General features: G+C 66.7%; 13 protein-coding genes. 6 read left to right on the forward strand and 7 right to left on the reverse strand.

Annotated features, from left to right (window positions below; genetic code table 11):
- Positions 1–38: 38 nt before the first annotated feature.
- Entirely contained in the window at positions 39–818 is a 780-nt protein-coding gene (locus tag DCM80_RS22385; RefSeq protein WP_257193729.1) for an enoyl-CoA hydratase, read from the reverse strand.
- Positions 819–928: 110 nt separating this feature from the next.
- Entirely contained in the window at positions 929–1,621 is a 693-nt protein-coding gene (locus tag DCM80_RS22390) for a hypothetical protein (RefSeq protein ID WP_257193730.1), read from the reverse strand.
- Between the two features lie 289 nt (positions 1,622–1,910).
- Here DCM80_RS22390 and DCM80_RS22395 point away from each other — a divergent pair, with 289 nt between their 5' ends.
- Both DCM80_RS22395 and DCM80_RS22400 read left to right on the forward strand, forming a co-directional pair.
- On the forward strand, positions 1,911–2,456 hold the full coding sequence (locus tag DCM80_RS22395) for a sigma-70 family RNA polymerase sigma factor (RefSeq protein WP_257193731.1): 546 nt from the start codon (positions 1,911–1,913) through the stop codon (positions 2,454–2,456).
- Positions 2,457–2,458: 2 nt separating this feature from the next.
- A complete protein-coding gene (locus tag DCM80_RS22400; RefSeq protein WP_028135357.1) occupies positions 2,459–3,097 on the forward strand; it encodes an NrsF family protein in 639 nt (212 codons plus the stop codon).
- Positions 3,098–3,107: 10 nt separating this feature from the next.
- Here the strand turns inward: DCM80_RS22400 and DCM80_RS22405 are convergent, their stop codons facing one another.
- Both DCM80_RS22405 and DCM80_RS22410 read right to left on the reverse strand, forming a co-directional pair.
- Positions 3,108–4,211, reverse strand: a complete 1,104-nt coding sequence (locus DCM80_RS22405; RefSeq protein ID WP_257193732.1) for a DUF2336 domain-containing protein — start codon at positions 4,209–4,211, stop codon at positions 3,108–3,110.
- A gap of 60 nt (positions 4,212–4,271) precedes the next feature.
- Positions 4,272–5,429, reverse strand: a complete 1,158-nt coding sequence (locus tag DCM80_RS22410) for a GGDEF domain-containing protein (protein ID WP_257193734.1) — start codon at positions 5,427–5,429, stop codon at positions 4,272–4,274.
- A 440-nt stretch (positions 5,430–5,869) separates the two neighbouring features.
- Here DCM80_RS22410 and DCM80_RS22415 point away from each other — a divergent pair, with 440 nt between their 5' ends.
- The 4 genes from DCM80_RS22415 (at position 5,870) to DCM80_RS22430 (ending at position 10,171) form a co-directional block, all read left to right on the forward strand.
- Positions 5,870–6,439, forward strand: a complete 570-nt coding sequence (locus DCM80_RS22415) for a sigma-70 family RNA polymerase sigma factor (protein ID WP_028135360.1) — start codon at positions 5,870–5,872, stop codon at positions 6,437–6,439.
- Positions 6,436–7,131 carry a hypothetical protein gene (locus DCM80_RS22420; protein WP_028135361.1) on the forward strand — a complete coding sequence of 232 codons (696 nt, stop codon included), beginning with the start codon at positions 6,436–6,438 and terminating at the stop codon, positions 7,129–7,131. The genes DCM80_RS22415 and DCM80_RS22420 overlap by 4 nt, the downstream gene beginning before the upstream one ends.
- Before the next feature lie 42 nt (positions 7,132–7,173).
- Entirely contained in the window at positions 7,174–8,859 is a 1,686-nt protein-coding gene (locus DCM80_RS22425; RefSeq protein ID WP_257193736.1) for a S8 family serine peptidase, read from the forward strand.
- 604 nt (positions 8,860–9,463) lie between these two features.
- A complete protein-coding gene (locus DCM80_RS22430) occupies positions 9,464–10,171 on the forward strand; it encodes a TIGR03809 family protein (RefSeq protein ID WP_257198011.1) in 708 nt (235 codons plus the stop codon).
- Positions 10,172–10,296: 125 nt separating this feature from the next.
- Here the strand turns inward: DCM80_RS22430 and DCM80_RS22435 are convergent, their stop codons facing one another.
- From DCM80_RS22435 to meaB, 3 genes are all read right to left on the reverse strand, one after another.
- On the reverse strand, positions 10,297–11,667 hold the full coding sequence (locus tag DCM80_RS22435) for a TIGR03808 family TAT-translocated repetitive protein (protein ID WP_257193737.1): 1,371 nt from the start codon (positions 11,665–11,667) through the stop codon (positions 10,297–10,299).
- A 198-nt stretch (positions 11,668–11,865) separates the two neighbouring features.
- Entirely contained in the window at positions 11,866–12,522 is a 657-nt protein-coding gene (locus DCM80_RS22440; protein WP_257193738.1) for a pyroglutamyl-peptidase I, read from the reverse strand.
- Entirely contained in the window at positions 12,519–13,505 is a 987-nt protein-coding gene (meaB, locus tag DCM80_RS22445; RefSeq protein ID WP_257193739.1) for a methylmalonyl Co-A mutase-associated GTPase MeaB, read from the reverse strand. The genes DCM80_RS22440 and meaB overlap by 4 nt, the downstream gene beginning before the upstream one ends.
- Between the last annotated feature and the right edge of the window lie 6 nt (positions 13,506–13,511).

A 13,511-nucleotide genomic window follows, 5' to 3' on the forward strand; every position in this document is an offset into this window, starting at 1 on the left:
CGTGGGGAGCCTTACAACAGCCTGACCGTTCGGCGCCGTCACCGGTTCTTGTTCACCGGCTTGCGCTTCTCGATGAACGCCGCCATGCCCTCGGAGCGGTCCTCCAGCGCGAAGGTCGCGTGGAACAAGTTGCGCTCGACGCTCATGCCTTCGGCAAGCGTGGTCTCGAAGGCGCGGTTCACCGCTTCCTTGGCCATCGCGGCGGCAGGGCGCGACATCGCGGCGATCTTCTCGGCCGCCGCCATCACCTCGTCCATCAGCTTGTCGGCGGGCACGATGCGGCTGACGAGGCCGCTTCGCTCGGCTTCCGCCGCATCCATCATGCGGCCGGTGAGGCACAGGTCCATGGCCTTGGACTTGCCGATCGCGCGCGTCAGGCGCTGGGTCCCGCCGATGCCGGGAATGGTGCCGAGCGTGATCTCGGGCTGGCCGAACTTTGCGGTGTCGGCGGCGATGATGATGTCGCACATCATGGCGAGCTCGCAGCCGCCGCCGAGCGCATACCCTGCAACCGCCGCAATCGTCGGCTTGCGGCAACGGGCGACGCGGTCGCCGCCGATCGCGGCAAAATCCTCCGAGAACATGTCGATGAAGGCCTTCGGCTGCATCTCCTTGATGTCGGCGCCGGCGGCAAAGGCCTTCTCGCTGCCGGTCACGACGATGCAGCCGATGGCATCGTCCGCCTCGAGATCATCGACCGCGGCCGCGATCTCGCGGAAGACTCCGAAGGAGAGCGCGTTGAGCATTTTCGGCCGGTTCAGCTTGATGATGCCGACCGCACCGATGCTCTCGACGATGATGTGTTCGAACGTGCTCATGCTCCACCCACGCGTTTGATTGAGCGGGCAATGTGCCCGCTGGCGCGGATGGCTTCAAGAGGGCCGGACCGCCGGGACGCGCGGGGCCGCGCGTCCCTTGGGAACCGCGATCAGGCCATGAACATGCGCGCGGCGGACGCAAGCGTGAGCAGCGTGCCGACGCCGATGAAGATCTTACCGATCAGGGAGCTCTGGTCCCAGGCTGAGCTCTGCTGGCTGCTTGCCATTACCGGCGCCGGCCGGGGCTGGGCCTCGGTTGCGGCAATGACCGCCTTCTGTGCCGGCGGATCGTCCTGTTGCGCGGCCCGGTCGATGTCGTTGAGCTGATCGGGTGCGACGACCTGGCTCTCGGCGTTGGGGGCGCTGGTATTGTCGGCCGCGGCCTGAACATTGTCGTTGGCACGGTCCGTCATCGCGGAGGCCGCAGCCGAGGTCGGCGTGTCGGTGGCGGCGAGCTGCGCGTTGGCGTTGGCGACCGCCGGCGGCATCTGGCTCGAGGCCGGCAGGTCGTTGTCGGCCGCTTTGTTGTCGGCCGCCTTGCTCTCAGACTTGCTGTCAGGCTTGGCCTCGTCGGCCTTTGCTTGAGGATCAGCCTTGTCGTCCGGTTTCTGTGCCGTCTTGCCGGTGCTGGTGCGGCGAGACTCGTGGCGCCGATGCTTGCCCGGCTTGGCCGCGTCGGCCTGCTTGCTCGCGCTGTCCGATTTGCTCGCGGCTGAGCTTGGCTCCGCCCGCGCAGAGCCTCCGAACAGCAACAAAAGTCCGGCCACAACAATCAGGGCCGCGCGCCCGCTGGCTTTCATCATGTGATGATCTCCCCAATTCCGCCCGTCCCGGAAGCGAACAGAGACCCTGGGGCGTGACGACAGCGGGGCGGAAAATGGGAATTTTCGGGCATCACCCGGCAAGAACGGGGCAAACCGCTCTGTGCTGCCGGCCGCCGGGTGCGGGCCGGGGCGATCGGTGTTATGAGCCGTCGCGGAGATCGACGGCCGTATCGGTCGCGAGGCCCGGCCAATGATCACGAATTCGTGATCTTTGCCGCCTCGCGTAACAAATTGATCGAATGGCCGAATTGCATGGTGAGGGGCGCGCGTGCGCGGACGTGAGGACGAATGGACCGGCCTGATGCGGTCGGCCATGGCAGGCGATGATGCGGCGTATCATCGCCTGTTGAAGGCGGTCACGCCGGTGCTGCGCGCTGCGGCGAGGCGTGGCCTGGCGCGGGCCGGGCAGCCTCCCGATCAGGCCGAGGATATCGTGCAGGAGATTTTGTTGGCGGTGCACCTGAAGCGGCACACCTGGGACAGCGAAGCCCCCTTCGCGCCCTGGCTGTTCGCGATCGCCCGCAACAAGCTGATCGATGCGCTCAGGCGGCGCGGAAGGCGCATCTTCGTCAACGTCGACGATTTCGCCGAGACGCTGCCGGGCGAGGCGCCGCAGGAGACGGCTTCGGCCGGCGAAGTCGCGGCGCAACTGGGCACGCTGCCGCAGCGCCAGCGCGACGTGCTGCAGTCGATCGCGGTCGAGAGCGCCTCGATCAAGGACACGGCGTCGAAGTATTCGATGAGCGAAGGCGCGGTGCGGGTCGCCCTGCATCGCGGACTTGCGGCACTGACTGCCAAATTGCGGGACCACTAGTCATGGATACCGACCAACTGATCCGCTCGCTCGCAGCCGACAACGCTCACCGCGTGCCGCGCGTCGGGACCGTTTTGACGATGGCGCTGCTGGTGGCCGCGCCCCTGTCGATCCTGATTTTCGCGACCTTCCTCGGCATGCGGCCGGACGTGATGACGGCCATGCGCAATCCGTTCTTCGACATGAAGTTCGCGGTCACATTGTCGCTCGCGATCCCCGCGATCATCGTCAGCCTGCATCTGTCGCGTCCCGAAGCCTTGATGCGCGGCTGGGGCTGGCTGCTGCTGCTCCCCGTAGGGTTGCTGGCGGTCGCGATCGGCAGCGAGGCGATGATGGCGCCGGCGATGCCGATGACGATGCGGCTGATGGGCAAGAACTCCAGGGTGTGCCTGGTCGCCATCCCCGCGATGTCGCTGCCGCTGCTCGCAGGTGCGCTGTTCGGCCTGCGACATGGTGCGCCCTCGCATCCGGCGCTTGCAGGCGCGCTCGCCGGCCTGGTCTCGGCCGGCCTTGCCGCGACGCTCTACGCCTCGCACTGCACCGACGATTCCCCCCTGTTCGTCGCGACCTGGTACACGCTCGCGACCGCGCTGGTGACGGCGATCGGGGCTGCGGTGGGATCCAAAGTCCTAAGATACTAAAGCGGCAGCTTCACGCCGCCGGAATCGTGCTCTGCTGCATGCGGTGGAAGCGCAGCACCTGCTGCGCGGTCGACGAGCGCAGCGCCTCGTAGGTGTCGCGCAGCGTCAGCATGTCGGTCTGCGGGCCTCCCGAGAGCTTCTCGCGCATGGCGATGATGGCGCGCACGCTCGGCCAGGACACGCCCGCGACCTTGGCGAGGATCATCACGCCCTCGGTGCGGGTTTCGATCATCATGGTCTCGGCGGTCTCGACCGCGACGCCCGCGAGCGCGGCGAGCCCCGCATTGGTCTCGTCGAACTTGCCCTGCTCGGCGAAAGTGGTGAGCTGGAATTCGTCGAGGCGGCCGTCCTCGTGCAGCGATTTCACCAGCGCACGCGCCATCTCGGTCTGCTTGTTCATGGCGGCGGCGCGCATCCTCTGGGCGACTTCCTGGACCACGCTCGACACCTCGTCCGCGAACTCCGGATGCGCTGCCTCGAGCTTCCTGCGCACGCTCAAGGACGCCTTGGCGACCAGCTTCAGATAGTAATGGCGCGGCAGGTCGGGCCGCAGGCCGATGCAGGTCGCGAGGTCGTCGTCGCGTTCGGCGCGGGTGACGAGGTCGGTGAGGCTTCCCTCCGAGAGCCGCGCGCCCGGATTATTGACGGTCGACTGCACCACGTCGGCGTTGCCGCGCGTCACCAGCACGTCGGTCAGCGCCTCCGACAGCACGCGCCGGAGCGAGATCGCCTTGAGATGCGCCTGGCCTCTCGTGCGCGCGATCTCGATCAAGGTCGTCTCGTCCAGCCGTTCCGATTTCGACAGCACGGGCCCGGAGACCTCGATGACCTCGTCGAGCGCGAGCGTGCGGATGATTTGCGGCGGCGCGGCCGCGATCGGTGCGAGGCGATCGGCAAGCAGCGCCTTGGCCGACGTCTCGATCTGTTCGACCAGGCACTGGAACACGTCGTCGAACAGGCGGATGTGGTCGTCGGAATAGTCGACCGCGTTGCCCACGAAGAGATCGGTGACGCGGCGCAGCGTCTCGACCCGGCGCGCCACGGTGCCGTGCGAGAGGGCAGTCTGCAATTCCTCGAGCAGGTTCTCGGATGATTTGATGGATTTGGATCTCATTGCCCTGTCCTGGAGCGTTCGGTCCGGCGGCTTCTGTCGCGCCGGAATCAAATGGTTTGGTCAGCTGGTTGCAATGCGGTTGCGCCCTTGCGCCTTGGCGGAATAGAGCGCGCGGTCGGCGCGGGCGAGAAACGTGTCGGCAGTATCGAGGTCGCGCAGCGTCACGACGCCCGCAGAAAGGGTCACGCGCATGCCCGGGGAGAATGCACCCCAGTCGAGATCGGCGACGATGCTGCGCAGGCGATCGAGCATGCGCTGCGCGGCATCGCCCGACGTGTCCGGCAGCAGCAGCAAAAATTCCTCGCCACCGTAGCGGCCAAAGCTGTCGGATGGGCGGATATTGGCGAAAATGGTGATCGCGAAGGTGCGCAGCACCTCGTCGCCGACGGGATGGCCGTGGGCGTCGTTGATGCGCTTGAACCAGTCGAGATCGATCAGCGCGATCGCGCAGGGAGCCGAGGTCTGTCGCGACTTTTCGATCTCGGCGTCGAGAAGGCGCATGATGCAGCGGCGGTTGTAGGAGCCGGTGAGTTCGTCGAGCTCGGCCAGTTCCTCGATGCGCCGATAGGCGACCTTGAGCTCGATGCTGCGCCGGTACAGGATCTTGCGCAGGGTTGCGCCGAACAGGCCGAGGAAGGCGCACTGACCGATCACCAGCACGAAGCACAGCATCGAGGCGGTTCGCTCCAGGCGGGTGGCGACCGGCAGTCCGATCGGCAGGTCCGTGCCCAGGAAGACGAAGCCAAGCCCGCAGGTGGAAAGGCCCCAGGTGACCATCGCCTGGCGCGAGGTCATGCGCAGCGTGCCGAACGCGAAGATCAGAAACAGCACGGCGACGAACGCGACCCCGATCGTCGGCACGGCGAGCAGGAACAGCAGCTGCAGCGCCATATGCGCCGAGATCTGGAATACGGTGAGGTAGTGATCCTCAAACCGGTCGCCGAAGCCGGCTTCCGACAGCACGGTGAAGGTCCCGATGATCAGGAGACCGCCGAGCCAGAACAGCGACGGAACGGCCATGTCGACCGTGCCGCCATAGGCGTAGAGCAGCAGGACGGAGGCGCCCAGCGAATAGCTCGCGACCTGGCCGATATACATCTGGCGGCGCTGCCGGGCCCGCCGCGCCCGGACTTCGGGGGCCGCAGCCTCGGGGGCGAGGACGATATCCGCGACCTCAGCAGCATTCCTCTCGGGAAATGACGTCGCGGCCGTGCCCATGATCCCGCCAAAGGTGGATGTCAGCGTAAAAATCTACGTGGCAAGCCTTTAGGTTTGGTATCCTTTGAAACCGAATCCGAACCGTGCAGCACGGAACAAGGTGATGGGCCGGCGAAAGAAATTTTGCCGGCGGTCAGGCATCGGTTTGCGGTGCGATCGAGCCTAAGTTGGTCTTGGCGAGACAGATGTCGTGCGGCGCTGCTATGGAACCGGACGAGGCCGGGCCGCCTGTGCCGGACAGGCATTTCCGTAAGGAAGTATCTCAGTATTATGTTACCGATCTGGATTGTGGCGGCCGACGGCTGCGGGCGGGACAGGAAAAAAGCGCGTATGTGGGGTAGATCACACCGGTGCCCGTACGAGTGCGGTAAATTGAACAATTTTGCACCCCCAGTCGAACCGTCTGCTGCGCCGACCCGACCAACCTTGCGAGACGGCCTTTGAGCGTGACACAGGCGGCTTCGGACGAGGTCCTGATCGCCAGGATCGCCCAAGGTGACCGGCTCGCCATGCAGGTGCTGTACGGGCGGCACCATGTCAGGGTCTACAGGTTCGGGCTCAGGCTCGTGCGGGACGAGCAGGCGGCGGAAGACCTCATCAGCGAGGTGTTTCTCGACGTCTGGCGTCAGGCCGGCAAGTTCGAGGGCCGATCCGCCGTTTCGACCTGGCTTCTGGCGATCACCCGATTCAAGGCCCTGTCTGCGCTTCGGCGCAGGAAGGATTTCGAGCTGGACGAAGACGCCGCGAACGCGATCGAGGACACGTCCGACGATCCGGAAACGGTGGTGCAGAAGAAGGATACCAGTGCAGCGTTGCGGGGGTGTCTGACGGGCCTCTCGCCGGAACACCGGGAAATCGTCGATCTCGTCTACTACCACGAGAAGTCCGTGGAAGAGGTGGCCGAAATCGTCGGGATACCGGAGAACACTGTGAAGACGCGCTTGTTCTATGCGCGCAAGAAACTGGCCGAACTGCTGAAGGCAGCCGGCGTTGAGCGAGGCTGGCCATGATGGCTTTGAGCAAGAAGATGCTGGAGCAAGAGCCCGGTGAAATTGAACTGCTGCTGCCGTGGCACGCTGCCGGCACGCTGAACGCGCGCGATGCGCGCCGGGTCGAGGAAGCGCTGGCGCGCGATCCCGAGCTGGCCAGGCAATATGCCGCGATCCGCGGCGAATACGAAGAGACCATTCATCTGAACGAGAGCTTGGGGGCTCCCTCGGCACGCGCGATGCAGAAGCTGTTCGCCGCGATCGACGCCGAGCCGGCGCGGGCGACCGGCTCGCTGCCGCTGTCGGCGCGCATCGCGACCTTCTTCGCGAGCCTGTCGCCGCGCACGCTGGCGTGGTCGGCGGGCCTTGGCGCCGTCGCGCTCGTGCTGCAAGCCGGCGTGATCGGCGCCGTGCTGATGAAGAACCAGCCCGCGACCTTCCAGACCGCTTCGCTCTCGACCAGCGCGCCGATCACGCGCGAGCTCGGCAGCGCTGCCGCGCCGGCACGCGCCCTGGTGCGCTTCACGCCCGAGGCGCGCATTGCCGACATCACCGCGCTGCTCGACAGCTACCACGCCTCGATCATCGACGGCGCCAGGGGCGGCATGTTCCGCCTCCAGTTCGACAAGGCCATGAGCCAGGACGAGCTGGCTTCGCTGCTCGGCAAGATGCAGCGCGAGAAGTTCGTCAACCTCGCCGTCGCGGCGCCCTGAAGCATGATCCGGAAAAGTGCGCAGCGGTTTTCCGTAAAGATCATGCTTGAACGGCAAGCGGTCGGCGCGGCGCTTCTGATTGCCGGCTGTCTCGGCGTCGAGGTGGCGCAGGCGCAGGCGATCATGCGCACCCCCACCATCAGCGTGCCCTCGCGAACCCCGACCGTCTCGCCGAGCATCGCCCCGCGGGTCAGCCCCAATATCGCCGCGCGGGCCGTCAACGTCGGCCCCGGCCCTCGGACGATCGCGACCATTCCCCACACCACGACGTCGCGGATCCGGCCGCCGACGACGGTGCTGCCCCATGCGCGCTACTCGCCGAACCTGTATCCGGCCTGCACCGCGCCCTATCGCGATGCCGATGGCGAATGCCTGGCGCAGCCGAGTGCGGGCGGCGGTGGCGCAGCCAAATCCGGCAAGAAGAGCGCCGGCAAGGGCCGGGGCGACGCCACGCCGGCCGCCGCCGCCAACCTGCGCAGCTTCGCCAATGAATTCGTGGCGGAGATCGACGGCACGCTGTCGCCCGGCGATGCCGATGCGCTTGCCCGCCGGCACGGCTTGACGCGCATCTCGTCGGAGAATTTCCCGCTGATCGGAGCCACCTTCGGTCTGTTCCGCATCACGGACGGCCGTCCGTACGAGACGGTGCGGCGCGAATTCGCGGCCGACGGCAGCGTGCGCTCGATCCAGCCGAACTTCCGTTATGTGCTCCAGGACCAGAAATCGACGATCCCGAGCGGGGGCGATCCCGCCCAATATGCCCTGGCCAAGCTCCGCCTGCCGCAGGCGCATAAGCTGGCGCAGGGCGCCAACGTTACCATCGCCGTGATCGATTCCGGCATCGATGCCCGGCATCCCGAGCTCGCCAATTCCGTCGCCGACAATTTCGATGCGCTCGGCAGCACCGAGGGCCCGCACGTCCACGGCACCGGCATCGCCGGCGCGATCGTGGCGCATTCCCGGCTGATGGGCAGCGCGCCCGAAGCGCGCATCATCGCGATCCGGGCCTTTGGCGGCGCCAACGGCGGCACCGAAAGCTCGTCCTACATCATCCTGCGCTCGCTGAATTACGCCGCCGAGCACGGCGCGCAGATCGTCAATATGAGCTTTGCCGGTCCCAAGGACGCGGTGATCGAGCGCGCCATCGCGGCCACCGCCGCGCGCGGCCTCGTGCTGATCGCGGCCGCCGGCAACGCCGGCGCGAAATCACCGCCGCTCTATCCGGCCGCCAATCCCAACGTCATCGCGGTCAGCGCGACCGACCAGCAGGACAGGCTGTTCACCGCCTCCAACCGTGGCAATTACATCGCCCTCGCGGCGCCCGGGGTCGACATCTTCCTGCCGGCGCCGGACGGCAAATACCAGATGACGTCGGGAACCTCGTTCTCGGCAGCCTATGTCTCCGGCGTCGCGGCGTTGCTGCTCGAGCGCAATTACGCCTTGAAGCCGGAGGCGCTGCGCATGACGCTAGCCAAGACCGCGCGCGACCTCGGCTCGCCCGGGCGTGACGAGCTGTTCGGCGACGGTCAGACCGATGCGTTTGCCGCGGTGATGGCCGTTCCCGCCGACAGCGCCACGCCGGTCGCGGCTGCGTCCGGTACAACTAAACGTGAAGATGCCGGCAAGCGTCGCGATGAGCCCAATAGCCGCGCGATCGAACAACCCTCGCTGTCGAGCGCGGAAGAGAAATCCACGGATTTTCAGGCGGATAGGCCGACGGCGCGATAGCGGCTGCGACAAAGATGCACGCGCGCCGAAGGCCAAAAAAGCAAACGTCGCGTTGAACGTTCAGCTCCCAGCCACGACCAAATTATGTGGGAGCGGTCATCCCTCCCCATAGGTCATATCAGGCGCGAGCGCCCATCCACCCCAAGCGCCCATATGGCTCGACCCGTCCGGTTGTCCCCCCGGACGGGTCTTTTCTTTTCAGGATACTTTTTGAGCGCAGCGGATTCCGGTTCGCGTGACGAAGACGCCTCAAGACCAGAATCCGGAGCATCGATGCTTCGGGCCTCGCATTCTTTGAAACGCCGCGGACGCTCAGCTTTCGGTTGAACGGCCACGCCGGCATCCACGTCCCGCCCGGGCAAGCAAGCAGCAGGTCCGCTATGCTTGTGCGAAGCTTGACTCGAAAACGCAGCAAATCTCCGCACGACTACGGTATTTGACGACGTGGGCGGTGTCGTTGCTGGACAAGTCAAATCTTTTCCACAAAATATTCATGTCGCGTTGAAATTGATTCGTGTGCGTTGCGTCCCCGCATCCGTGTTCTCTCCTGACGGGCTGGTTCATGACACATCGCCAAGAATCCGACTGCGCGTCTGCTCGTGTCGTGGCTGCTGGCCGCGATGTCGCGGCGCGCTGGTGCGCTCTCGCCGAGCAGCGGCTGCAGCATCTCTCCGAAATGTTCGAGACCGGCCGCTGGCGCCGCTATCATTCCGAGATCGCATTCCTCGAAAACATCCAGGAAGCCAAGCTCGCGGTCCAGACCTGGCGCGCGCTCGCAACCGGTGGAGACGTCGCCGAGGCGGCGGCGAGCGTGACCCCGGCATTCGGCTGGTCGCCGGCGACCATGCCCCGCGTATTTCCGCGTGAGCAGCAGCCGCAGACCGTGCAGCCGAAGGCCGTCCACATCGCCCCCGAGACCGTCGTGCCGGTCAGGCTTGATCCGACGCCGGACGTCGTTGCCGAGATCACCGAAGTGCCGCGCGCCGCACCCCCGGCGTCATTTACAGCGCCTGCCGAGATGCCACCGCTCAAGGCTCCCGCTGCGAGGGCGCCGCTCACCGCACCCGCCGTGAGATCGCCGCTCGCCGCGCCCGCCGCAATGACCGAGTTCACCGCGCCGGAAGTGAAGCCGCCGCTCGCGGTGCCTGCCGCGAAGCCGCCGAAGGCTGTGCCTGCCGCGATGGCGGCGCTCCTGTCGCAATTCGTCCCGCCGGCCGAGGAGGTCGTCGCAGCCCCCGAGCGCGTCGTCGAATTCACCTTCAGCCTCGACGGCCTGGAAGCCAAGTACCCGCTGCTCAGGAATGCGTTCTAACGCTCCGGAGTTGGCAGAGGGAAGCAACCGCGGCTCTCGCCCCGTCATCCTGAGGCGCGAGCCCTGGGTCGCGAGGCGTCCCGTGGCGAGCCTCGAAGGATGAACGGCCCGGCCGCCAGCCGCGCCTACCTTCGGACCGCATTGCCGCCGAGCACCACCTGCGCAAATCGCTGCGCGCCCTCTGCCGACAGATCCGAGGTCACGGCACGGGCGTGATCGAGGCCGACGACGGCGCCGCGCGGGGTCTCCGAGATCATGTTGTTGTTGACGAGCGCAATGCCGGCGCCCGGCACGACGGAGACGCCCACACCCGCCAGTGCCCTGCGGATGACGTTGCCCGTGATCGCGACGTCGCGCAGATATCTGCCCCAGCCGGCGACGATGCCGTAGGACGGCGCGTTCTCGATCACGTTGCCGGTCACCGACGTATCCGCCTCGATGTAGATGCCGACGCCGGCATCGTCGTCCGGCGCGGTGCCGATCGGCCGCTTCGGGATCAGGTTGCGGATGATGTTGCCCTGGACCACGGCGATGCGGCCGCCCTCGTTGAAATTGCACACGGAGACGCCGACGGCGGCGCCATCGACCGTGTTGTTGGCGATCACCGCGGCTTCGAACGCGAACTCCGAATAGAGCGCGACCTCGCGCACGTCGCTGACGCTGTTGCCGGTGATGTGGATATTGGAGGCCGAATTGCCGCGCACCGCGGAATAGTCGCAGTTCCTGATGCGGTTGCTGCTCACGATCACGTTGCCGGCACGGAAAGCGTTGATGGCGTTGCCGTACTGGCCGGAGCCGCCGGGGCCCGCCTTGATGTTCTCGATGCGGTTATCAGCAACCAGCGTGCCGTCGTCGCCGATCGACGTGCGCAGGATCTCGATGCCGTTGTCATTGGTGCCGAGAATCGTGTTGCGGGAGACGGTGAGGCCTTTGGCATCGAACGACACCAAAGCCGTCACCGCGATGTCGGTGAAGATATTGCCGGAGATCTCGCCGGACACCTGCTCGAGCCAGATGCCGCTGCCGCCCGAATTCGTGATCTCGCAATCGGCGATGCGGACGTCGCGTCCGCCGAGCAGGTGGACCAGGCCGCGCCGGGCCGGCAGCGCAATGCCGCCGCCGTCGACGGTGATGCCGGAAAGACCGACGGAGTTCGAACCCTCGCTCAGGATCGCCGAGGTCCCGCCGGCGAAGAGAATCTTCGTTGCTCCGCGCACGCCGATCAATTGCGCGCCGTGCGGCAGCCGCAGCAGCCCGCTGCGGTAGACGCCGGGCGGCAATGCCAGCGGCATCTGCGCCCGCGCGGCTTCATCGATCGCACGTTGGAGCACGCGGGTCTGATCCTCGCTGCTGCCGGGGCGCACGCCGTATTGCGTGGCGTCGCGGCCGAGCAGGGACGTCAGCGGCGCCGCGCGCGCGGCGTCGGCCGGCATGGCCAGCGCACCGGCGATGCCGGCGGTGGAAGCTCCGATGAGGTGACGGCGATTGAGGTCCATGACGCGTCCTCCGGCGGACGCGGGCGTCCGCGAGGCCTAGGTAGCGCAGGGCGGCCGAGGGCGCGGGGATTGTTCGCGGTAGGGTTAAATGTTTACCGCAAAGATGGTGCCGTAGGGTGGGCAAAGCGAAGCGTGCCCACGATCTGGTGGCTGACGGAACGAGATGGTGGGCACGGCGCAAGAGCGCCTTTGCCCACTCTACGAAATCCGCGTGGTCCGCTGCTTCCGTGCCAGCTGCACCATTTCCATCAGCATGGCCTCGCCGGCATCGACGAGTTCCTCCAGCGTGATCCGCGGCGCCCCCTTGCGTCGTATTGAGCCGCTGCGCGCGAGCAGGGGGATATGGACGAACGCCGCAAGCTGCGGACCGCCCGCCCTGACGTTCTCGATCGCGCGCCAGCTCAAATAATTGCAGAGATAGGCGCCGGCATCGCGCGAGGACCGTGCATCGATGCCGGTGAGGCGCGCGGCGCGCAGCAGCCTTGCGGTGTGCGGGCCGAACGTCATGGCGTCCGCGCGGCCGGCGATGCCGCGCTTGCTCGATCGGGTGTTGGCGGCATCGGGCCAGAGCATGGTGACGGCATTGCGCGCGCGGGTCTCGATCCGCAGGTAAGGCGTGCGCGCAGCAAGGCCGAACATCAGAAGCGCATCCGGCTTCACTTTCGCGAGCACGTCGGGCAATTGCCCGTCGACCGCGGCATAGGTGACCGGGAAGATGTGGCTGGCGATCGCGGCATCATCGAGTGCCGGACGGCGCAATTGCGCCAGCCGTGCCACCAGCGGCTGCGTCGGGTTATGGGGGGCGCCGGGAAACGGCCCGAAGCCGGTGAGGAGAATGCGGAGTTTTTCGCTCATTGCAGCAATCCCAGGATCTGCTCGGCGGCGAGTGCCGGGGTGAGGTGGCCCTCGGCGACCTCGGCTTCGATCTTCCGGACCTTGGTGCGAACCGACGCCTCGCTGCGCAGCCGCGCCAACATGCGCTGCTCCAGCATCGACCACATCCATTTCACCTGCTGTTCGCGCCGGCGCGCGGCGAAATCGCCGGAGGCATTCATCGCCTTGCGGTGGTCGAGCACCTTCTGCCAGAGCTCGGCGATGCCGGTGCCGGCCAGTGCCGAATAGGTGACGACGGGAGGATGCCAATGCTCGGATCGCGGAGCCAGGATATGCAGCGCGCCGCGATAGTCCGCGGCGGTGATGTTGGCGCGCTTGAGATTGTCGCCGTCGGCCTTGTTGATCGCGATCATGTCGGCGAGCTCGACGAGGCCCTTCTTGATGCCCTGCAATTCGTCGCCGCCCCCCGGCAGCATCAGGGCGAGAAAGAAATCGGTCATGTCGCAGACCGCGGTCTCGGACTGGCCGATGCCGACGGTCTCGACCAGCACGACGCCAAAGCCGGCCGCCTCGCACAGCAGCATCGCCTCGCGGGTCTTCGCCGCCACGCCGCCGAGCGTGCCCGAGGACGGCGAGGGCCGGATGAAGGCGTGGTAGGAGGCCGACAGTCGCGCCATCCGCGTCTTGTCGCCGAGGATCGAGCCGCCGCTGCGCGCCGAGGACGGGTCGACCGCGAGCACCGCGACCTCATGGCCCTGTTCGATGAGGTACGTGCCCAGCGCATCGATGGTGGTGGATTTGCCGACGCCGGGCGAGCCGGTGATGCCGACACGGAACGCCTTGCCGGTGTCCGGCAGCAGCATCTGCACCAGCTCGCGCGCCAGCGCCTGATGGTCGCCGCGCCGGCTCTCCACCAGCGTGATGGCGCGCGCCAGCGCCGCGCGGCTGCCGGCGCGGAGCTCCTTGGCGAGGGTCTTGATGTCGATGGATTTGCCAATAGTCATGATTGT

This window comes from Bradyrhizobium sp. WBOS08 (assembly GCF_024585125.1).
Lineage (GTDB): Bacteria > Pseudomonadota > Alphaproteobacteria > Rhizobiales > Xanthobacteraceae > Bradyrhizobium > Bradyrhizobium japonicum_B.